Source organism: Paucibacter sp. KCTC 42545 (assembly GCF_001477625.1).
Lineage (GTDB): Bacteria > Pseudomonadota > Gammaproteobacteria > Burkholderiales > Burkholderiaceae_C > Paucibacter_A.
In genome coordinates, this window is the sequence record NZ_CP013692.1 from 5,071,386 (window position 1) to 5,092,657 (window position 21,272).

General features: G+C 60.0%; 14 protein-coding genes and 4 tRNA genes. 17 read left to right on the forward strand and 1 reads right to left on the reverse strand.

What is annotated here, in order from left to right; genetic code table 11:
* The first annotated feature begins 48 nt into the window (after window positions 1-48).
* Both AT984_RS21730 and AT984_RS21735 read left to right on the forward strand, forming a co-directional pair.
* Window positions 49-1,590 (forward strand): tryptophan halogenase family protein, encoded by a 1,542-nt coding sequence (locus AT984_RS21730; RefSeq protein ID WP_058722537.1) that lies wholly within the window; start codon window positions 49-51, stop codon window positions 1,588-1,590.
* Window positions 1,591-1,720: 130 nt separating this feature from the next.
* Window positions 1,721-2,455: a DUF6445 family protein gene (locus AT984_RS21735; RefSeq protein ID WP_197418204.1), complete on the forward strand. Its 735-nt coding sequence runs from the start codon at window positions 1,721-1,723 to the stop codon at window positions 2,453-2,455.
* 304 nt (window positions 2,456-2,759) lie between these two features.
* Here the strand turns inward: AT984_RS21735 and AT984_RS21740 are convergent, their stop codons facing one another.
* On the reverse strand, window positions 2,760-5,435 hold the full coding sequence (locus tag AT984_RS21740) for a TonB-dependent receptor (RefSeq protein WP_058721887.1): 2,676 nt from the start codon (window positions 5,433-5,435) through the stop codon (window positions 2,760-2,762).
* A 424-nt stretch (window positions 5,436-5,859) separates the two neighbouring features.
* Here AT984_RS21740 and AT984_RS21745 point away from each other — a divergent pair.
* From AT984_RS21745 to tnpB, 15 genes are all read left to right on the forward strand, one after another.
* A tRNA-Tyr gene (locus AT984_RS21745) sits at window positions 5,860-5,945 on the forward strand.
* Between the two features lie 85 nt (window positions 5,946-6,030).
* A tRNA-Gly gene (locus AT984_RS21750) sits at window positions 6,031-6,104 on the forward strand.
* Between the two features lie 84 nt (window positions 6,105-6,188).
* Window positions 6,189-6,263 (forward strand) — tRNA-Thr (locus AT984_RS21755).
* Window positions 6,264-6,324: 61 nt separating this feature from the next.
* Window positions 6,325-7,515, forward strand: a complete 1,191-nt coding sequence (tuf, locus tag AT984_RS21760; RefSeq protein ID WP_058721888.1) for an elongation factor Tu — start codon at window positions 6,325-6,327, stop codon at window positions 7,513-7,515.
* A 26-nt stretch (window positions 7,516-7,541) separates the two neighbouring features.
* Window positions 7,542-7,617: transfer RNA gene (locus AT984_RS21765), tRNA-Trp, on the forward strand.
* 179 nt (window positions 7,618-7,796) lie between these two features.
* On the forward strand, window positions 7,797-8,180 hold the full coding sequence (gene secE, locus AT984_RS21770) for a preprotein translocase subunit SecE (RefSeq protein ID WP_058721889.1): 384 nt from the start codon (window positions 7,797-7,799) through the stop codon (window positions 8,178-8,180).
* A gap of 61 nt (window positions 8,181-8,241) precedes the next feature.
* Complete coding sequence (gene nusG, locus AT984_RS21775; protein ID WP_058721890.1) at window positions 8,242-8,832, forward strand: transcription termination/antitermination protein NusG; 591 nt, start codon at window positions 8,242-8,244, stop codon at window positions 8,830-8,832.
* A gap of 239 nt (window positions 8,833-9,071) precedes the next feature.
* Window positions 9,072-9,503 (forward strand): 50S ribosomal protein L11, encoded by a 432-nt coding sequence (gene rplK, locus AT984_RS21780; protein ID WP_058721891.1) that lies wholly within the window; start codon window positions 9,072-9,074, stop codon window positions 9,501-9,503.
* 1 nt (window position 9,504) lies between these two features.
* The gene (gene rplA, locus AT984_RS21785; RefSeq protein ID WP_058721892.1) at window positions 9,505-10,212 is read left to right on the forward strand and encodes a 50S ribosomal protein L1; all 708 of its coding nucleotides are present in this window, start codon (window positions 9,505-9,507) and stop codon (window positions 10,210-10,212) included.
* Window positions 10,213-10,517: 305 nt separating this feature from the next.
* The gene (gene rplJ / locus AT984_RS21790) at window positions 10,518-11,048 is read left to right on the forward strand and encodes a 50S ribosomal protein L10 (RefSeq protein ID WP_058721893.1); all 531 of its coding nucleotides are present in this window, start codon (window positions 10,518-10,520) and stop codon (window positions 11,046-11,048) included.
* A 36-nt stretch (window positions 11,049-11,084) separates the two neighbouring features.
* Window positions 11,085-11,462 (forward strand): 50S ribosomal protein L7/L12, encoded by a 378-nt coding sequence (gene rplL, locus AT984_RS21795; RefSeq protein ID WP_058721894.1) that lies wholly within the window; start codon window positions 11,085-11,087, stop codon window positions 11,460-11,462.
* 428 nt (window positions 11,463-11,890) lie between these two features.
* Entirely contained in the window at window positions 11,891-16,012 is a 4,122-nt protein-coding gene (rpoB, locus tag AT984_RS21800) for a DNA-directed RNA polymerase subunit beta (protein ID WP_058721895.1), read from the forward strand.
* A gap of 102 nt (window positions 16,013-16,114) precedes the next feature.
* Window positions 16,115-20,335 (forward strand): DNA-directed RNA polymerase subunit beta', encoded by a 4,221-nt coding sequence (rpoC, locus tag AT984_RS21805; RefSeq protein ID WP_058721896.1) that lies wholly within the window; start codon window positions 16,115-16,117, stop codon window positions 20,333-20,335.
* 194 nt (window positions 20,336-20,529) lie between these two features.
* A complete protein-coding gene (gene tnpA / locus AT984_RS21810) occupies window positions 20,530-20,883 on the forward strand; it encodes an IS66-like element accessory protein TnpA (protein WP_058720433.1) in 354 nt (117 codons plus the stop codon).
* Window positions 20,880-21,212, forward strand: coding sequence for an IS66 family insertion sequence element accessory protein TnpB (gene tnpB / locus AT984_RS21815; RefSeq protein ID WP_058720432.1), 333 nt, complete (start codon window positions 20,880-20,882; stop codon window positions 21,210-21,212). Before tnpA ends, tnpB begins: the two co-directional genes overlap by 4 nt.
* Window positions 21,213-21,272: the final 60 nt, after the last annotated feature.

The following is a 21,272-nucleotide window of genomic DNA, read 5'->3' on the forward strand; positions in this document are numbered from 1 at the left end:
CGCCAGCCTTGCGCGATAGGGCGCTTGGCGGCGTATCGGGGCAAGAGCATGACAGTCAAAAGTATCGCAATCATCGGCGGCGGCACGGCCGGTTGGCTGGCGGCTAACCATTTGGCCGTGGAGCTGCGGGCCGAAACCGGCATCAGCATCACGGTGATTGAATCGCCCGAGATCGGCATCATCGGCGTGGGCGAGGGCACCGTGCCGCAGATTCGCAAGTCGCTGCAGAAGTTCGGCATCTCGGAGGCCGAGTTGCTGGCTACTTGTGACGCCACCTTCAAGGACGGCATCAAGTTCGTCGATTGGCTGGCGCCCACATCCGCACCGGGTGCCAATGCCTACTACCACCCCTTTGCCTCGCCTTACCCGTCTGGCATCGATGTCACATCGCACTACCTCAAGCATGCGGACTGGATGGCGTTTGAATCGGTCTGCGAAGTGCCGGCCTTGGCGGATGCGATGAAATCGCCCAAGCGGGTGTCCTCGCCGCCCTTCGAAGGGCCGCTGAATTACGCCTATCACTTCAATGCGGTGAAGTTCGGCCAGTTGCTGGCCAAGAACGCCCGCGACAAGCTGGGCGTCCTGCACAAGCAGGCCACCATCGTCGACGCGCGGCTCAATGCCCAGGGCGAGGTGGATGTCCTGATCACCCAGGACGGCGAACGCCTGCAGTACGACTTCTATGTGGACTGCTCGGGCTTTCACTCACTGATTTTGGGCAAATTGCTCAAGGTGCCTTTTGTCGACAAGTCGGCGCATATCCTCACGGATAGTGCGCTGGCCGTGCAAATCCCGACCGCCGATGACGCGCCCATTCCGCCCTACACCTTGGCCAAGGCGCATTCGGCTGGTTGGCTGTGGGACATCCCGCTGACCAATCGTCGTGGCGTGGGCTTTGTTTACGCGAGTCAGCACCTCAGCGAGGCCGCAGCGCTGCAGGGCTTGGCTGCCTATTTGGGTGTTGGCGAAGACAAGCTCTCGCCGCGCAAGATTCCGATGCGCATCGGCTATCGCGAGAAGTTCTGGTGCAAGAACGCGGTGGCGCTGGGCTTGGCCCAGGGCTTCGTGGAGCCGCTGGAGGCGACTTCCATTTTCGTCACCGACTTTGCTGCTGAGTTGTTCGCGCGCAATTTCGTGCCCGACAAAGCGCAGATGTCGGCGGCGGCGGACTACTGCAACAAGGTTGTCAGCTACACCTGGGAGCGGGTGATGGATTTTGTGCAGTTGCACTACTGCATCTCAGACCGCCGTGACTCGGACTTCTGGCGTCGCGCCACCTTGGAGGCGCCGCGCTCCGAGGTGCTGAGCGAGCGTCTGGCGCTGTGGCAGCAGCATGCGCCAAAGAAGAGCGATTTCTTCAGTCGCTTCGATCTGTTCGACGTCGACAACTACCTCTTCGTGCTTTACGGCATGCGCTTCAAAACCCGCCCCAAGCGCATGACAGCGTTTGAGGAGCAGGTGTTTGCGCATGAGTTTGACAAGGTGCGTCAGCACACCCTCCAACTCGGGGCTGAACTGATGCCGCAGCGTGAGTGGCTGGACGGCTTCCTGGCGGCCTACCGTGCATCGGCGGGGTCTGCCGGGCGCTGAGTAGCATATCCGCGAAATGCGCCCGCCCTTGTGCAAGGGCTGAGCGGGCCGCGCCGGAAACGACCTACAGTTCGCTCAGCATGATGCTGTGCGCCATGCTCCCAGAGCGCCTCAACTCCTTCGACTCGCCATGACCGACGCTTTTTCCATTCGCATGCCGCCCGATATCCGATCGGTCAAAGTGGGCGATCACCAAGTGGTCTTCATCGACAACTTCCTGGAAGACCCCCAGGCCTTGTTGGAACAGGCCTGCCAGAGCCGCTTTGAGCCTTATCCGGGGCAGGTGAACAAAAAAGGCTATCCCGGCATTCGGGCGGAAGCGCCGGCGGCCTATTCGGCCAATTTGACCGAGCTGCTTGAGCCCTTGATCAAATTGAATTTCCAGGTGCCCGAGGACTTGCCGCTGCGCAAGAGCATTTGTGCCTTCTCGCTCACCACCACGCAGCCGCAGGACATGGGGCCCTTGCAATGCACGCCGCACTTTGATGCCAGCACGCCGCACCACATGGCCGTGCTGCTTTATCTCTGTGACGAGCAACATGGCGGCACCGGCTTCTATCGCCACAAGGCCACGGGGCTGCAGCAGATCACGCCCGAGACCCGCGAGCAGTATCTGGACGTGTACTACGAAGAGATCAATCGCCGCCTACCGGCGCAGCGTTACTTCGACCGCGGGGACGAGCAGTTCAGCTTCCTGGGCATGATTCCGGCGCGCTTCAATCGCTTGGTGGTCTACCCCGGCAGCCTGCTGCACAGCGCCTGCATCAATCCGGCGCGCAGCATCAATAGCGACCCGCGCACCGGGCGCCTGACGCTCAATACTTTTTACGATTTCGGACTTGCTGCAAGCGCCTCGCTCGATTGAGCTGGCTTGAGCCCAGCTTGGCTGAGCGCCCCGATGGGCCCTTGGCGACCCCGCCACCAGTGCAGGATCGCCGCGCCACTGCGCCACTGCGCCGCTGCGCCGCTGCACATGCTTCTCCCGAACCGGGCAGTGCTTTTTGGAGTTAGCCGGGACGACGCCGTGAGGTGATTGGCTGGCTCGTCTGCGCGTTGCGCGTGCAGTGCAGACGTCCGTTGATGTATCCGCCCGCCGAAGGTCGGCGCAGAATAAAAAAAGCCCGGCTAGTGCCGGGCTTTTTGCTGTCACAGGCTATTTACTTGCCTAATCAGAATTTGGCGCTCAGGCCAACGCGGTAGGTGGTCTCGCCCTGGAAGTACCAGGTCGGGAAGCCAGCCTTCAGCGAAGGACGCACGCTGCTGGCGGCATCTGCGGCACCGTACTGGATGTCATCAGCCTTCAGCAGGTTGGCGGCGTCCAGGGACAGGCGCAGCTGCTTGGTGATGTTCCAGCCCAGGCTCAGATCCAGGCTGCCGTAGGCGTCGTGCATACGGTTGCCGTACCAGCCGCTTTCGCGAACCATGTACTTCGAACGCCAGTTGTAGGCCAGACGTGCCGAGTAGGTGGAGTCCTCGTAGTAGCCCACCAAGTTGGCGTTGTGCTTGGACGACAGGGTGAACAGGTTCAGCTGATCCTGGTAGGAGCTGGCCGGGGCCGATGCGTCGGAGTAGGTGTAGTTAGCAGCGGTACCGAAGCCGTTGTTGAAGGCATGGTTAGCCTGCAACTCGAAGCCCTTGATCTTGCCGCCACCTGCGTTGACGTAGCGGTTGATGGTCCAGCTATCCACGCCAGTGTCAGGGCTGACCACGCCAACCTTTTGGTTCAGCTGAGTCTCGGTGGTGATGAAGTTGTCGATGCTCTTGTAGAACACAGCAGCCGACACCAGGTTGCCACGGCCGTAGTAGTACTCAAGGCCCAGGTCGAACTGAGTCGACTTCTGGGGCTTCAGTGCAGGCGTGCCGTAGTTGAAGGTGTCATTGCTCTTGTTGGTATCCGCAAAGCCAACCACCGAGGCGTTGAACATATTGGCGAAGTTCGGGCGGGTGATCGCCTGAGCCACGGCGAAGCGCACGATGGTGTTCTTCTCCAGGTCGTAAGCGGCGTTCAGGCTAGGCAGCCAGTCGCTGTAGCTGGCCGACTGGCTGGTCTTGCCCTTGCCCCAACCATTGTTTTGCTCGGCGTCGTTGGCCCAGTTGCCGGACCACTTGGTGCCGTCGAACACATAGCCGGTGGCGGTGGCCTTGGTGTGAACATAGCGCAGGCCGACGTTACCGTGCAGCTTGCCCGATTCGAAGTCCAGCATGCCGTAAGCGGCTTGGTTCTTCTCGTTCAACTCGCCGTAAGCAGAGCGGTCTTCAACCCAGCCCGTGACATTGGCGCGCGCTGCGGACAGCATGGCACCGATGTTTGGCTTAGGCACCGACCAGCCGCCCACCACATCGAGCGAGCCGTTGTACAGGGAAGCCGAGTCCACGGTGGTCACGGTCGTGGGGCGCAGGCCGCGCTCACCGGTCTTGGTGAAGGTGTGGTCGGTCAGGCGAATACCGGTCTTGAAGGCGGTGATGACGCCGCTGTTCAGGTCAAAGGTCGCGTCGGTCTGGAAGAAGTTTTCCTTGTCCTTGTTCGGGCCGCGGCCGTTGGCCCACAGCTCAGGACCCGACTTGCCAGGCAGATTGCTGACGCCGATGTTCTGGTTGGACGAAGGCGAGATCACAGGCTTGTTGCCGGTGAGGTCGATGGTGCCGGTCCAGTAAGGCAGCTTGCCAGGAGCGGCGGTGAGCGCCGGCTCGCCCTTGCTGAAATCAGGCGTGAACTGGCCGTAGGCGAAGTTAGCCGTTTGGTTCGTGCCGCCTTCAGCCTTGGTGGTGCCGCCGGTAGCGGTCAGCTTGAAGCCGTCGCGCTTGTAGGTGCCGTCCAGCACCAGGCTGTCCGAGCTCATCGAAGCCGAACGGGCCCAGTTCTGCAGGAAGATGTTGTGCTTGTTGTAGTCCGCCGTGGGGCGGGTGCTCACCACGCACAGGCCGTTGACCGGGTTGGTCTTCGTGCAGTCGGAGGCCACGTTGCCGGTGAAGATGTAGTGGCTGGTGTTCGAGTTGTCTGCATCGACGTTCAGGTGCAGATAGTTCAGACCCAGCTCCAGGCCGTCGGCCGGACGTGCTTGCAGGGTCACGTTCATGGCCTTGCGTTCGCGGTCTTGCACGAAGGTGGTGGGCGAAACGTCGCCCGACCAGCGCATGTCGGACTCAACACCGCGGCGGATGTAGTTGGTCTTCTCAATACCGCCGGCGACCAGCACGCCGAAGGTCTTGGATTCATTGCGCCAGCTGTACAGGCCCGAAGCGTCCTTGGTCGTGTCGCTAATGGTGCCCTTGCCGAACTTGGCGCTCAGGAAGGCAGTGCCAGCAGCTTGCTCGAGCGGCTTGCGGGTCTTGACGATCACGGTGCCGCCAATGCCGCCTTCGGTCAGGTCGGCTTGCGAGGACTTGTAGACCTCCATGCCGCCGATCAGCTCGGAAGGCAGCAGGGAGTAGTTGAAGGAACGGTCGATGTCCTTCTGGTCATACCAGCCGGTCGACGCCACGGTCTGGCCGTTCAGCGTCGTGTAGGTCATTTGCGGGTCGGTACCGCGGATGGACACCGAAGCGCCAACGCCGAAGTCACGGCCCACGGTCACGCCAGGAATGCGGCCCAGGGACTGGCCGACGTCGGTGTCGGGCAGCTTGCCGATGTCTTCAGCCGAAATGGCGTCCACCACAGCAGTGGCGTTCTTCTTGATGTTCGCTGCGGTTTGCAGCGAAGCGCGGATACCAGTCACCACCACGGCCTCAAGCTGGGCGGATTCAGTGGCGGGCTTTTGTTCAGCTTGTTGTGCTTGCGCTGTCAGCGCGAACCCCAGCAGCGTCATCGTGACCGCGGCGGCGATCGGATTTTTTTGGATCTTCATTCATGCTCCTCGATGTGGCCAAGTGATTCGAAACTGGCCAGTTTCCAAAGGAATCAAGCTGTTCCCCATCTATTCAATGAGGCAAGCTGGATCCCACCATGTCTACCAATGCAACCAATGCCATGCCACTATACGGCTGGCTAGTGCCACTTTGCTACCAATTTAAGGACCGTGTTTTCCCTGAAACGCGGCGTAACTGCCACACCAGGGGCTAGTCCCCAAGGGCAACGAAGGCGAAAACAGCGTTCCAGCTGCGGAATTCTTGGTAGTTGACTGGTATTGCTGCGAGAACCGCTTTGGTCTCTGCTAAGATGGCGGCTTGTCGGCACCCGTGGCGGCACAGGCTGGATGTAGCGCCTGAAGACTTTTTGAAAAAAGTCTTTGGCACTGCAAAAATGCTGTGCTATAGTTGCGGGCTTGCCTCGGAGGGGTGGCCGAGTGGTTAATGGCAGCAGACTGTAAATCTGCCCTCTTACGAGTACGCTGGTTCGAATCCAGCCTCCTCCACCAAGGCAAAACGCATCGCTTGATTCGAGTCGCTGGAAATTCCGGTGACTCGATCATCAAGAAGTGGCGAGAAGAGTAAGACTCATGCGCGGGAGTAGTTCAATGGTAGAACTCCAGCCTTCCAAGCTGATCACGCGGGTTCGATTCCCGTCTCCCGCTCCAGTTGATGTTTGGTTGTAAAAGTCGTCGATACAGATTTGCTGATTTGGGTTTTCTGAATCAAGTGGTCCGCAAATCTGTGTCGATGCCCATGTGGCTCAGTGGTAGAGCACTCCCTTGGTAAGGGAGAGGTCACGCGTTCGATCCGCGTCATGGGCACCACCGCTTTTCTCTCGTAATGTTTTCCTGAAGTCTGATCAGATTCCCTAGCAGGAGCGCAGAAATGGCAAAGAGCAAGTTTGAACGTACCAAGCCGCACGTCAACGTCGGCACCATCGGTCACGTTGACCATGGCAAGACCACGCTGACGGCTGCAATCGCAACCGTGCTGTCGGCCAAGTTCGGCGGCGAGGCCAAGGCCTACGACCAGATCGACGCAGCCCCCGAAGAAAAAGCGCGCGGCATCACGATCAACACCGCTCACGTTGAGTACGAAACGGCTAACCGCCACTACGCTCACGTTGACTGCCCCGGCCACGCTGACTATGTGAAGAACATGATCACCGGCGCCGCTCAGATGGATGGCGCGATCCTGGTTTGCTCGGCTGCTGACGGCCCAATGCCCCAGACTCGCGAGCACATCCTGTTGGCTCGTCAGGTCGGCGTGAAGTACATCATCGTCTTCCTGAACAAGTGCGACATGGTCGACGACGCTGAGCTGCTGGAACTGGTCGAAATGGAAGTGCGCGAGCTGCTGTCCAAGTACGACTTCCCCGGCGACGACACCCCCATCATCAAGGGTTCGGCCAAGCTGGCTCTGGAAGGCGACAAGGGCGACCTGGGCGAGCAAGCCATCATGCGTCTGGCCGATGCACTGGATACCTACATCCCCCAGCCTGACCGTGCCGTTGACGGCGCTTTCTTGCTGCCTGTGGAAGACGTGTTCTCGATCTCGGGTCGCGGCACTGTGGTGACCGGTCGTGTTGAGCGCGGCATCATCAAGGTCGGCGAGGAAATCGAAGTCGTCGGTATCCGCGACGTTCAGAAGACCACCGTCACCGGCGTGGAAATGTTCCGCAAGCTGCTGGACCAAGGTCAAGCAGGCGACAACGTCGGCATCTTGCTGCGCGGCACCAAGCGTGAAGACGTCGAGCGCGGCCAAGTTCTGGCCAAGCCCGGCTCGATCAAGCCGCACACCCACTTCACTGCTGAGATCTATGTTCTGAGCAAGGAAGAAGGCGGCCGTCACACGCCTTTCTTCAACAACTACCGTCCCCAGTTCTACTTCCGTACGACTGACGTGACCGGCGCTGTTGAGCTGCCTGCAGACAAGGAAATGGTCATGCCTGGCGACAACGTCGGCATCACCGTGAAGCTGATCGCTCCGATCGCCATGGAAACCGGTCTGCGCTTCGCTATCCGCGAAGGTGGCCGTACCGTGGGTTCGGGCGTGGTTGCCACCATCCTGGCCTAAGTACTGAATTAAGCATTAAGCGCCACAGGGGCGTAGCTCAATTGGCAGAGCGTCGGTCTCCAAAACCGAAGGTCGGGGGTTCGAGGCCCTCCGCCCCTGCCAGCCCCCATTGATCACGGGTGCTGGGTTGTTGGTCCAAGCATCGGCCCGCGGGATTTGATCCCGGCGGGCTTTGCTGCTGATGGCTACCTTGTTTTTCTGATTTGAGTTCGCGTTGATTTCAGGGCGAATATGCGTGTGAATGTCGGTGCCTCTTGGCTCGGCATGGAGTGAATCAATCAATGTCCAATCCTCAAGTTGAAACAGTGACGACCAGCGCCGACAAGGTGAAGCTGGGCGGCGCCGTATTGTTGTTGGCTGCTGCCTTGGTGGCGTTCTACGCGCTGGCTAAGCAGGGTCCGGTGGCTCAGTGGGCTGCCTTGTTGGTTTTGTTGGCAGGCGCTGTGGCTGCTTTCTTTACCTCTGAGTCTGGCAAGTCCTTGATTGCTTATGGTCGCGATTCTTTGCGTGAAGTCCGCAAAGTTGTGTGGCCGACGCACAAGGAAGCGCGCCAGATGACGGGCTATGTGTTTGCCTTTGTCGTGGTGATGGCCTTGTTTCTGTGGCTGACGGACAAGACGCTGGAATGGGTGCTGTACGACCTGATCCTGGGCTGGAAGCGCTGATTTACTAGCCCGCTAAAGCCTGTCAACGCCCGCAAGGGCTTGTTCGCATTGAAGGATTGCAATGACTGAAGAGCTGCAAAGCATTGTCCCCACCGAAGCGGCCGCCGCGCCCGTCGGTCTGCCCAAGCGCTGGTATGTGGTTCACGCCTATTCCGGTATGGAAAAGGCGGTTGAGCGCAATCTGCGCGAGCGTATTGACCGCGCCGAGATGCAAGAGAAGTTCGGCCGCATTCTGGTTCCCACCGAAGAAGTGGTTGAGCTGAAGAATGGCAAGAAGGCTGTGACGGAACGCCGCTTTTTCCCTGGCTATGTGCTGGTGGAAATGGTCATGGACGACGACACTTGGCACTTGGTCAAGCACACCTCTAAGGTGACCGGTTTTGTGGGTGGCGCGAAGAATCGCCCGGCCCCCATCTCCGAGGCTGAAGTGATGAAGATCGTCAGCCAGATGCAAGAGGGCATCGAGAAGCCGCGGCCTAAGGTCGAGTGGATGGTTGGCGAGATCGTGCGCGTCAAAGAAGGCCCGTTCACGGACTTCAATGGCGCCATCGAGGACGTCAACTACGACAAGTCCAAGGTTCGCGTTTCGGTCACGATTTTCGGCCGTGCGACTCCCGTGGAGTTGGACTTCTCGCAAGTCGAAAAGGTTTGATGAGCGCAGCTCGGTAAACCTTTCGCTGGAGGCCAAAGGGGCCGAAGGCAAAAGGTCAACAAGAAATAAGGGTCTGACAGGGCCCGCGCATACCGCAAGGTGGGCGCATCCTGTCCGTAGTCAGTTCACAACGAGATGTGAACAAGAGGAGCAAGGGTATGCGGCATCGCGCTGCGAGCCCCTTGCGCTAGCACTCAGGGTTCGCGGCGAGGCTGCTGTGAACTCGGTTAGGAGAAATTATGGCCAAGAAAATTGTCGGCTTTATCAAGCTGCAAGTTGCGGCAGGCAAGGCTAACCCCTCGCCGCCAGTCGGTCCTGCGCTGGGTCAGCGCGGTCTGAACATCATGGAATTCTGCAAGGCGTTCAACGCTCAGACCCAAGGCCATGAGCCGGGTATGAAGTTGCCGGTGGTCATCACCGCCTACGCAGACAAGAGCTTCACCTTCGTCATCAAGTCGGCTCCTGCCACTGCGCTGATCAAGAAGCTGGCCAAGATCGACAAGGGTTCGCCACGTGCGCACCTGGACAAGGTCGGCAAGCTGACTCGCGCCCAGTTGGAAGAAATCGCCAAGATCAAGGTTAAGGACTTGACTGCTGCTGATCTGGACGCCGCTGTTCGTACGATTGCTGGTTCCGCTCGCTCGATGGGCGTGCTGGTGGAGGGTGTCTGAGATGGCAAAGCTGACTAAACGCCAAAAGGCCTTGCAAGGCAAGGTCGAGACCACCAAGCTGTATTCGCTGGGCGAAGCACTGGATCTGGTCAAGAGCCTGGCAACTGCCAAGTTCGACGAGTCCATCGACGTTGCTGTGCAACTGGGCGTGGATGCCAAGAAGTCTGACCAAGTCGTTCGCGGCGCGGTCGTGATGCCTCACGGTATCGGCAAGACCACACGCGTGGCCGTGTTCGCCCAAGGCGCCAAGGCTGAAGAAGCCAAGGCCGCCGGTGCTGACGTGGTTGGCATGGAAGACCTGGCAGAGCGCATCAAGGCTGGCGACATGCCCTTCGATGTGGTCATCGCCTCGCCTGACACGATGCGTATCGTTGGTACCCTGGGTCAAGTGCTGGGTCCTCGCGGCCTGATGCCTAACCCCAAGGTCGGCACCGTGACGCCTGACGTCGCTACTGCTGTCAAGAACGCCAAGGCTGGTCAAGTCCAGTTCCGCGTTGACAAGGGCGGCATCATTCACGGCACCCTGGGTCGTCGCTCGTTCGAGAACGACAAGCTGGAAGGTAACTTGCGCGCGCTGATCGAAGCGCTGAACAAGTCCAAGCCTGCTACCAGCAAGGGTGTCTACCTGCGCAAGGTTGCCATCTCCTCCACCATGGGCGTTGGCGCTCGTGTGGATGTCGGCAGCATCAACGCTCAGGCATCGGCCTAAGTTTGGAAATGAGGTGCAGCGCTAGTCTGGCGCTGTACTGATGAATTGGTGGGGCGAACCGGGCGCAAGCCGGGTTCGCGTCATCCAAGACCGTTGGTGTGGCGCCGCTTTTTAGTGGCGTCGCTTAATCGAAGAGTCGGTGCAAGCTGACTCGGAAGCCAGCGCAGATGGCGGTCCCGCTGTAAAGGTTTGAATTTTTGCGCTTCGCGAGAAGTGCTGAATGCTTGTCCTGGACAGAAGGTCGCTGAACCCGGGTGTGTTTGGAGCCGTAAGGCAAAGAACACGTTTTTTGTGAGGAGTAGACCTTGAGTCTCAATCGCAACGAGAAAGCAGCCGTCGTTACGGATGTGGCAGCCCAAGCGGCTAAGTCGCAGACCCTGGCGTTGGCCGAATACCGTGGCCTCACTGTGGAAGCCTTGAACAAGCTGCGCGTCGACGCACGTTCCAAGGGTGTTTATCTTCACGTGCTGAAGAACACCCTGGCACGTCGCGCTGTCGCCGGCACGCCGTTCGAAGCTGCTGCAGAGAGCATGGTCGGTCCGCTGATCTATGGCTTTTCTGAAGACGCTGTTGCAGCCGCAAAAGTCATCGCTGACTTTGCGAAAACCAACGACAAACTGATCATCAAGGGCGGCGCCTATGGCGGCAAGGCCCTCGACGCTAACGGCATCAAGGCCTTGGCATCTGTGCCCAGCAAGGAAGTCCTGCTGGCTCAGTTGTTGGGTCTCATGCAGTCGCCCGTCTCGCGCTTCGCGCGTGTCGTGGCCGCTGTGGCCGAGCAGCGTGGCGCCCCGGCAGAAGCCGCGGTTGCCGAAGAAGCTGCTCCTGCAGCTTGATCATCAGCAAACAACCAATCTATCTAGGAGCCTCAAATGGCATTCGATAAAGACGCATTCATCACCGCCCTGGACGCAATGACCGTTCTGGAACTCAACGACCTGGTCAAGGCCATCGAAGAGAAGTTCGGCGTGTCCGCCGCTGCTATGGCTGCTCCTGCAGCTGGTGGCGCTGCTGCTGGTGCAGCCGCTGCTGAAGAGCAGACCGAGTTCAACGTCATCCTGGCTGACGTCGGCGCCAACAAGGTGTCCGTCATTAAGGCTGTCCGCGAAATCACCGGCCTGGGCCTGAAGGAAGCTAAGGACCTGGTTGACGCCGCTCCTAAGGCTGTCAAGGAAGGCGTGTCCAAGGCTGACGCCGACGCCGCTAAGAAGAAGCTGGAAGAAGCCGGCGCCAAGGTCGACGTCAAGTAATTTTGACAGCAGGTGCAGGGCGGTTCCGGCCGCCAGCACTTGCCGGCTGGGTCATGCGACCGGGCTACTCAGAAGTTTCAACGCGCCTGACGAGGTAGTTGAAAAAGAGGGTGGCCAACAACGGTGGCGAATGACTGATAAAGGGGTGACCTTCGGGTCTCCCCTTTTAGCGTTTGAAGGTCAAATTAGTTCGAGGATAGTTGAAAGCCTCGCGCGGTGTATCATGCGCGGTTCTTTCAAGTGTTCTCTGATCCGACTGCAGAGAGCCGGTTTGGTCGGACCCAGGTGCAATGCCGGGGTTGTCCGCCAGCGATTGGTAGTGGCCAATCACCAAGCGTCGAGCCCTCCGTCCTGGAGTGGGTTCGGAAAGCCAGTCGCCGACGAAGCCTGTTCCACGGCCAGGGACGGGCTCTCGACACGGAGTGTTTATGGCGCAAGCAACCCCCTATAGCTATACCGAGCGCAAGCGAATTCGCAAGAGTTTCGGCAAGCGTGAGAGCGTTCTCAACGTTCCCTATCTGTTGACCATGCAGAAGGAGGCTTATGTCGCCTTCTTGCAAAAGGATGTACCCGCTGCAAAGCGCAAGGCCGAAGGCCTGCAGGCAGCATTCTTGTCCGCGTTCCCGATTGTTTCGCACAACGGTTTCGTGGAAATGAAGTTCCTCGAGTACAACATTGCCAAGCCCCCGTTTGACACTCGCGAGTGCCAGCAACGTGGCTTGACCTATGCAGCCGCCGTGCGCGCGCGCCTGCAGATGATCATTTATGACCGTGAGTCGCCCCAGGCGAAGACCGTCAAGGAGATCAAGGAACAAGAGGTCTACATGGGCGAAGTGCCCCTGATGACCGACTACGGTTCCTTCATCGTCAATGGCACCGAGCGTGTCATCGTCTCCCAGCTGCACCGTTCGCCCGGCGTGTTCTTCGAACACGACAAGGGCAAGACCCATTCGTCCGGCAAGCTGCTGTTCTCGGCCCGCATCATTCCTTACCGCGGCTCGTGGTTGGACTTCGAGTTTGACGCTAAGGACATCTTGTTCTTCCGCGTTGACCGTCGTCGCAAGATGCCCGTCACCATTCTGCTCAAGGCCATCGGCCTGAACCCCGAGCAGATCCTGGCCCACTTCTTCGTCTTCGACAACTTCCGTCTGATGGACGCAGGTGCGCAGATGGAATTCGTGGCTGACCGCCTGAAGGGTGAAGTCGCTCGTTTTGACCTGACCGACAAGAGCGGCACCGTCATCGTCGAGAAGGACAAGCGCATCACCGCACGTCATGTGCGTCAGATGGAGCAGTCGGGCACCCAGCACGTCACCGTGCCGGAAGACTTCCTGCTCGGCCGTGTCTTGGCCAAGAACATGGTCGACGGCGACACCGGCGAAATCATCGCCAAGGCCAACGAAGAGCTGACCGACGCGCTGCTGAAGAAGCTGCGCCAGGCCGGCATCAAAGACATCCAGTGCTTGTTCACCAACGAGCTGGATGAGGGTGCTTACATCAGCCAGACCCTGGGCGCTGACGAAACCAGCGACCAGCTGGCTGCGCGCGTGGCCATCTATCGCATGATGCGCCCTGGCGAGCCGCCAACGGAAGATGCCGTCGAGGCCCTGTTCAACCGCCTGTTCTACAGCGCTGATACCTACGATCTGTCGCGCGTCGGCCGGATGAAGTTCAACGCCCGTGCGGGCCGCGACACGCCCGAAGGCGCCATGACCTTGTCGAACGAGGACGTCCTGGACGTCGTCAAGATCTTGGTCGAGCTGCGCAATGGCCGCGGCGAAGTCGATGACATTGACCACTTGGGCAATCGTCGCGTGCGTTGCGTGGGCGAACTGGCTGAGAACCAGTACCGCTCGGGTCTGGCTCGTATCGAGAAGGCCGTCAAGGAGCGTTTGGGCCAGGCCGAGACCGAAGCCCTGATGCCGCATGACCTGATCAACTCCAAGCCGATCTCTGCGGCCCTGAAGGAGTTCTTCGGTGCATCGCAGCTGTCGCAGTTCATGGACCAGACCAACCCGCTGTCGGAAATCACGCACAAGCGTCGTGTTTCCGCCCTTGGCCCGGGTGGTTTGACCCGCGAGCGCGCTGGCTTTGAAGTCCGTGACGTGCACCCCACCCACTACGGTCGTGTCTGCCCAATCGAAACGCCTGAAGGCCCGAACATTGGTCTGATCAACTCCTTGGCTCTGTACGCACAGCTGAACGAGTACGGCTTCCTGGAAACGCCTTACCGTCGCGTCGTCGATGGCAAGGTGACGACCCAGATCGACTACCTGTCGGCCATCGAAGAAGGCAAGTACGTCATTGCGCAGGCGAATGCTTCGCTGAGCAAGGACGGCGAGCTGATCGACGAGCTGGTGTCGGCCCGTGAAAACGGCGAGTCGGTGCTGACCTCGCCCGAGCGCATCCAGTACATGGACGTGGCGCCTACGCAGATCGTCTCGGTGGCGGCATCGCTGGTGCCCTTCCTGGAGCACGACGATGCGAACCGCGCATTGATGGGCGCCAACATGCAGCGTCAGGCTGTGCCAATCCTGCGTCCTGAAAAGGCCATGGTCGGTACCGGCGTTGAGCGCGTGGCGGCCAAGGACTCGGGCACGGTCGTGGCGGCTCGCCGCGGCGGTATCGTTGACTATGTGGATACGAACCGTATCGTGATTCGCGTGCGTGACGAAGAAACCGTGGCTGGCGAAGTTGGCGTCGACATCTACAACCTGATCAAGTATCAGCGTTCGAACCAGAACACCAACATCCATCAGCGCCCCATCGTGCGCCGTGGTGACAAGGTGGCTGCCGAGGACATCATTGCTGACGGTGCATCCACCGACATCGGTGAGTTGGCGCTGGGCCAGAACATGCTGGTCGCCTTCATGCCTTGGAACGGCTACAACTTCGAGGACTCGATCCTGATCTCGGAGCGTGTCATTGCTGAAGACCGTTACACCTCGATCCACATCGAGGAACTGGTGGTCAACGCGCGTGACACCAAGCTGGGTAGCGAAGAAATCACCCGTGACATTCCCAACCTGTCCGAGCAGCAATTGGCTCGCCTGGACGAGTCGGGCATCGTCTACGTTGGTGCTGAAGTCAATCCTGGCGACGTGCTGGTTGGCAAGGTCACGCCTAAGGGCGAGACCACGCTGACGCCGGAAGAGAAGCTGCTGCGCGCCATCTTCGGCGAGAAGGCTTCCGACGTGAAAGACACGTCCCTGCGTGTCGACCAAGGCACCTCGGGCACCGTCATCGACGTGCAAGTCTTCACCCGTGAAGGCATCCAGCGTGACAAGCGCGCCCAGCAGATCATTGACGATGAGCTGAAGCGCTTCCGCCTGGACCTGAACGACCAACTGCGTATTGTTGAGGCCGACGCTTTCGACCGTATCGAGAAGCTGCTAAACGGCCGCGTGGCCAACGGCGGCCCGCAGAAGATCGCCAAGGGCACGGTCATCGACAAGGCCTATCTGGCCGGCGTCGAGAAGTTCCACTGGTTCGACATCCGTCCCGCCGAGGACGAAGTCGCCAACCAGCTGGAATCGATCAAGAACTCGCTGGAACAGACTCGCCACAGCTTCGACCTGGCTTTTGAAGAAAAGCGCAAGAAGTTGACGCAAGGTGATGAGCTGCCCGCTGGCGTGCTGAAGATGGTCAAGGTCTACCTGGCCGTCAAGCGTCGCCTGCAGCCTGGTGACAAGATGGCCGGCCGTCACGGTAACAAGGGCGTGGTGTCCAAGATCGCTCCGATCGAAGACATGCCTTATATGGCCGACGGCACACCTGCTGACATCGTGTTGAACCCGCTGGGCGTGCCTTCGCGGATGAACGTGGGTCAGGTGCTGGAAGTTCACTTGGGCTGGGCCGGTAAGGGCATTGGCCAGCGCATCGGCGACATGCTGCAGGAACACGCTCGCGTGGCCGAACTGCGCAAGTTCTTCGATGAGCTGTACAACCAGCACGGCGGCAAGACTGAGCATCTGGAAGACCTGAGCGACGACGAAATCGTCGAAATGGCTCACAACCTGCGCAACGGCGTGCCTTTCGCGACCCCGGTGTTCGATGGTGCCAAGGAAGACGAAATCCGCGCCATGCTGAAGCTGGCTTACCCGGACGACATCGCCGCCAAGAAGGGCCTGACCGCTTCGCGCACCCAGGCTTATCTCTCGGATGGCCGCAGCGGCGAGCGCTTCGAGCGCCCGACCACCGTCGGCTATATGCACGTGCTGAAGCTGCACCACTTGGTGGACGACAAGATGCACGCCCGTTCGACCGGCCCCTACAGCTTGGTCACCCAGCAGCCGCTGGGTGGTAAGGCTCAGTTCGGTGGCCAGCGTTTCGGTGAGATGGAAGTGTGGGCGCTGGAAGCTTATGGCGCCTCCTACATCCTGCAGGAAATGCTGACCGTCAAGTCCGATGACGTGAATGGCCGTACCAAGGTGTACGAATCCATCGTCAAGGGTGAGCACACCATCGAAGCCGGCATGCCGGAATCGTTCAATGTGCTGGTCAAGGAAATCCGGTCGCTGGGTATTGATATCGAGTTGGAGAGGAACTAACAGCCTTGCGGGACAGACCTGCCCACGCGCCGCAGGCGCAGGGCCGCTCTGTCCCCAACAAGCTAAACGTTCTTCGCACCCAACCACAAATTAGGAGAAGCCATGAAAGGCTTACTGGACCTGTTCAAGCAGTTCACACCGGATGAACACTTCGACGCGATCAAGATCGGGCTGGCATCGCCCGAGAAGATTCGCTCGTGGTCATTCGGCGAAGTGAAGAAGCCCGAGACCATCAACTACCGCACGTTCAAGCCCGAGCGTGACGGCCTGTTCTGCGCCAAGATCTTCGGCCCCATCAAGGACTATGAGTGCTTGTGCGGCAAGTACAAGCGCCTGAAGCATCGCGGTGTGATCTGCGAGAAGTGCGGCGTTGAAGTCACACAGACCAAGGTTCGCCGTGACCGCATGGGTCACATCGACCTGGCCGCGCCTTGCGCCCACATCTGGTTCCTGAAGTCGCTGCCTTCGCGTCTGGGCCTGGTGCTGGATATGACGCTGCGCGACATCGAACGCGTGCTGTACTTTGAAGCGTATGTGGTCGTCGACCCAGGCATGACCCCGCTGAAGAAGTTCTCGATCATGACCGAGGACGACTACGACGCGAAGCGCCTGGAATTCGGTGACGAATTCATCGCGCTGATGGGTGCCGAAGGTGTCAAGAAGTTGCTGGAAGACATGGATCTCGACATCGAGATCGACCGTCTGCGCAACGACATGACCGGCTCCGAGCTCAAGGTCAAGAAGAACTCCAAGCGCCTCAAGGTCATGGAAGCCTTCAAGCGTTCGGGCATCAAGCCGAACTGGATGGTGCTGGAAGTGCTGCCCGTGTTGCCGCCGGACTTGCGTCCGCTGGTGCCGCTGGACGGCGGCCGCTTCGCGACCTCCGACCTGAACGATCTGTATCGTCGCGTCATCAACCGTAATAACCGTCTGGCTCGTCTGCTGGAGTTGAAGGCTCCCGAGATCATCGTGCGCAACGAAAAGCGCATGCTGCAAGAAGCCGTGGACTCGCTGCTGGACAACGGTCGTCGCGGCAAGGCCATGACAGGCGCCAACAAGCGTGCCCTCAAGTCGCTGGCCGACATGATCAAGGGTAAGTCGGGTCGTTTCCGTCAGAACTTGCTGGGTAAGCGCGTCGACTATTCCGGTCGTTCGGTGATTACCGTGGGCCCAACGCTCAAGCTGCATCAGTGCGGTCTGCCCAAGCTGATGGCCCTGGAACTGTTCAAGCCTTTCATCTTCTCGCGCCTCGAAGCCATGGGCATCGCGACGACGATCAAGGCCGCCAAGAAGGAAGTCGAATCCGGCACCCCCGTGGTCTGGGACATCCTGGAAGAGGTCATCAAGGAGCACCCGGTTCTGCTGAACCGTGCGCCTACGCTGCACCGCCTGGGTATTCAGGCTTTTGAGCCCGTGCTGATTGAAGGCAAGGCGATCCAACTGCACCCGCTCGTTTGCTCGGCCTTCAACGCCGACTTCGACGGTGACCAGATGGCCGTTCACATCCCGCTGTCGATCGAAGCGCAGATGGAAGCCCGCACGCTGATGCTGGCCTCCAACAACGTGCTGTTCCCGGCCTCCGGCGAACCGTCGATCGTGCCTTCGCAAGACGTGGTGCTGGGTCTGTACTACGCGACCCGCGAGCGCATCAACGGCAAGGGCGAGGGCATGGTCTTCTCGGACATCTCCGAGCTGATCCGTGCGCTGGAAAACGGCGCCGTGGAAATCACTGCCCGCGTCAATGTGCGCATGGTGCATTACACCAAGGGTGCTGAGCCGGGCGAGTGGATCCCTGAAGTCAAGCTGACCAGCACGACGGTGGGCCGCGCACTGCTGAGCGAAATCCTGCCCAAGGGCTTGCCGTTCGCGAACATTGACAAGGCGCTGAAGAAGAAAGAAATCTCGCGCCTGATCAATACCTCCTTCCGCAAGTGCGGTCTGAAGGAAACCGTGGTGTTGGCCGACAAGCTGCTGCAAAGCGGTTTCCGTCTGGCCACGCGCGCCGGTATCTCGATCGCGATTGACGACATGTTGGTGCCGCCCGAGAAGCCCGTGCTGATCGCTCGCGCCGAGCAGGAAGTCAAGGAAATCGAGCAGCAGTACATCTCCGGTCTGGTGACAGCCGGCGAGCGCTACAACAAGGTGGTGGACATCTGGGGCAAGACCGGCGACGAAGTCGGTAAGGTCATGATGAGCCAGCTGTCCAAGCAGAAGACGACCGACCGTCACGGCAAGGAAGTGGATCAGGAGTCCTTCAACTCCATCTACATGATGGCCGACTCCGGCGCCCGCGGTTCCGCGGCCCAGATTCGCCAGCTGTCCGGTATGCGCGGTTTGATGGCCAAGCCTGACGGCTCCATCATTGAGACGCCTATTACGGCGAACTTCCGCGAAGGCCTGAACGTTCTGCAGTACTTCATTTCCACCCACGGTGCTCGTAAGGGTCTGGCGGATACGGCTTTGAAGACAGCGAACTCGGGTTACCTGACTCGTCGTCTGGTGGACGTGACGCAAGACTTGGTGGTGATCGAGGACGATTGCGGTACCGACAACGGCCTGGCCATGCGCGCCTTGGTTGAAGGCGGTGAAGTGATCGAATCCCTGCGCGACCGCGTGCTGGGCCGTGTCACTGCCATCGAGGTGCTGCACCCCGAGACGCAAGCCGTGCTGCTGCCTCCCAAGACCATGCTGGACGAAGACGTCCTGGACATGCTGGAAGCTGCCGGCGTGGACGAGGTCAAGGTTCGTACGCCGCTGACTTGCGCCACTCGCTTCGGCCTGTGCGCCCATTGCTACGGCCGCGATCTGGGTCGTGGTGGTCTGGTCAACACCGGTGAAGCTGTCGGCGTGATTGCTGCGCAGTCGATCGGTGAGCCAGGTACACAGCTGACCATGCGTACATTCCACATCGGTGGTGCGGCTTCGCGTGCGGCAGTGGCTTCGAGCGTCGATGCCAAGTCGGAAGGCTTGATCGGCTTCAACGCCACCATGCGTTACGTGACCAATGGCAAGGGCGAGTTGGTGGTGATTAGCCGTTCCGGCGAAATCATCATTGCCGACCCGCACGGCCGTGAGCGTGAGCGTCACAAGGTGCCGTACGGCGCCATCCTGAGCATCAAGCCGGACCAGGCCATCAAGGCTGGCACCATCTTGGCCAATTGGGATCCGCTGACCCGCCCCATCATTACCGAATTCGCCGGTACGGCGAAGTTCGAGAACGTGGAAGAGGGCGTCACCGTGGCCAAGCAGGTCGACGAAGTGACCGGCTTGTCGACCCTGGTGGTGATCGATCCGAAGCGCCGTGGCGCCGCCAAGATCATCCGTCCGCAGATCAAGCTGCTGGATGTGAACGGCAATGAGGTGAAGATCCCTGGCACCGACCACTCGGTGACCATCGGCTTCCCCGTGGGCTCGCTGATTCAGGTGCGCGATGGCCAGGAATTGGCTCCCGGCGAAGTGCTGGCACGTATCCCGATGGAAGGTCAGAAGACTCGAGACATTACCGGCGGTCTGCCGCGCGTGGCTGAGTTGTTCGAAGCCCGCTCGCCCAAGGATGTCGGCATCCTGGCCGAGCAAACCGGTACCGTGTCATTCGGTAAGGAGACCAAGGGCAAGATTCGCCTGGAAATCACCGACCCGGACGGCAAGAAGCACGAAGAGCTGGTGCCCAAGGAAAAGAACATCTTGGTGCACGAAGGCCAAGTGGTCAACCGCGGCGAATTGATTGTGGACGGCTCCGCCGACCCGCAAGACATCCTGCGCCTGCTGGGTATCGAAGAGCTGGCTCGCTACATCGTCGACGAAGTGCAGGACGTGTATCGCTTGCAGGGCGTGAAGATCAACGACAAGCACATCGAAGTGATCGTTCGCCAGATGCTGCGTCGCGTGCAAATCACCAACTCTGGCGATTCGTCCTACATCATCAACGAGCAAGTGGAACGCTCTGAGCTGCTGGACACCAATGACCGTCTGCGTAAGGAAGGCAAGATGATTGCCACCCATTCGGACGTGCTGATGGGTATCACCAAGGCTTCGCTGTCGACCGATTCCTTCATCTCTGCGGCTTCCTTCCAGGAAACCACCCGCGTGCTGACTGAGGCTGCCATCATGGGCAAGCGCGACGAGCTGCGCGGTCTGAAGGAAAACGTCATCGTGGGTCGCCTGATCCCGGCTGGTACCGGCATGGCCTTCCACCGCGCCCGCTACGCCAAGGAGAAGATGGACGACGCCGAGCGCCGCGCCATTGCTCAGCAAGAAGCCGAGGAATTGGCTTCCGCACAAATGGCCAGCGTGGATGCTGGACAAGAAGGCGCAGCCGAATAAGCTTCGCTAGTGCTGGAAAGCAAAGGCCACCTTCGGGTGGCCTTTTTTTTATGGCGTTGGCGGCAGGGTGCCTTTTAGGTGCTGCTCGGTCCAGCGTTCCGGCGTGAGGATTTCCGTATGCGTCCGGGCATCCCGTCTTGAATTGAGGCATTGCGACTGCAAGGATCGTGTCCACGTAATCACAGGTGGACACGATGGCAAGCGACAAGCCCACGAGGCGACGGACGTATAGCGAGGCGTTGAAGGTACAGGTGCTGGCCGAATGCGCAGCGCCAGGCACATCGGTGGCGAAGGTGGCCCTGGGCCACGGCATCAATGCCAACGTCGTGCACCGCTGGCGGCAACTGGCGCGCGAAGGCAAGCCATCAGTGCCCACGATCTCAAGCGGCTTCGTTCCGGTGTCGCTTGCATCGACACCTGCGCCTGATCCTGTCTCCAGCGCCGCCATCCAGGTCGACCTGCGACGCGGCGCCATCGCCATGACGATCAACTGGCCGACATCGGCGGCGGCCGAGTTCGCCGCCTGGACCCGCGAGTTGCTGCGTTGATCCGCATCGACGCTGTGTGGATGGCTGTCGAGCCGCTGGACATGCGCGCCGGAACCGAGTCGGCGTTGGCCCGCGTGGTCAAGGTCTTCGGCGCTGCTCACCCGCACACCGCCTACCTCTTCGCCAATCGACGCGCCAACCGTATGAAGGTGCTGGTGCACGACGGTGTCGGCATCTGGCTGGCCGCCCGGCGGCTGCATCGCGGCAAGTTCATCTGGCCCCATCACGTCGAAGGCACATTGAGTCTGAGCCGCGAGCAACTCGACGCGCTCGTGCTGGGCTTGCCATGGCAGATGATGGGCGAGGCCGGAGTCATTCGCGTGCTGTAGTGCAATTGCCGGAAGTGCCGATGCCTGCTGGTATCGAAGCGGGCAAGATGCATTCTCGTG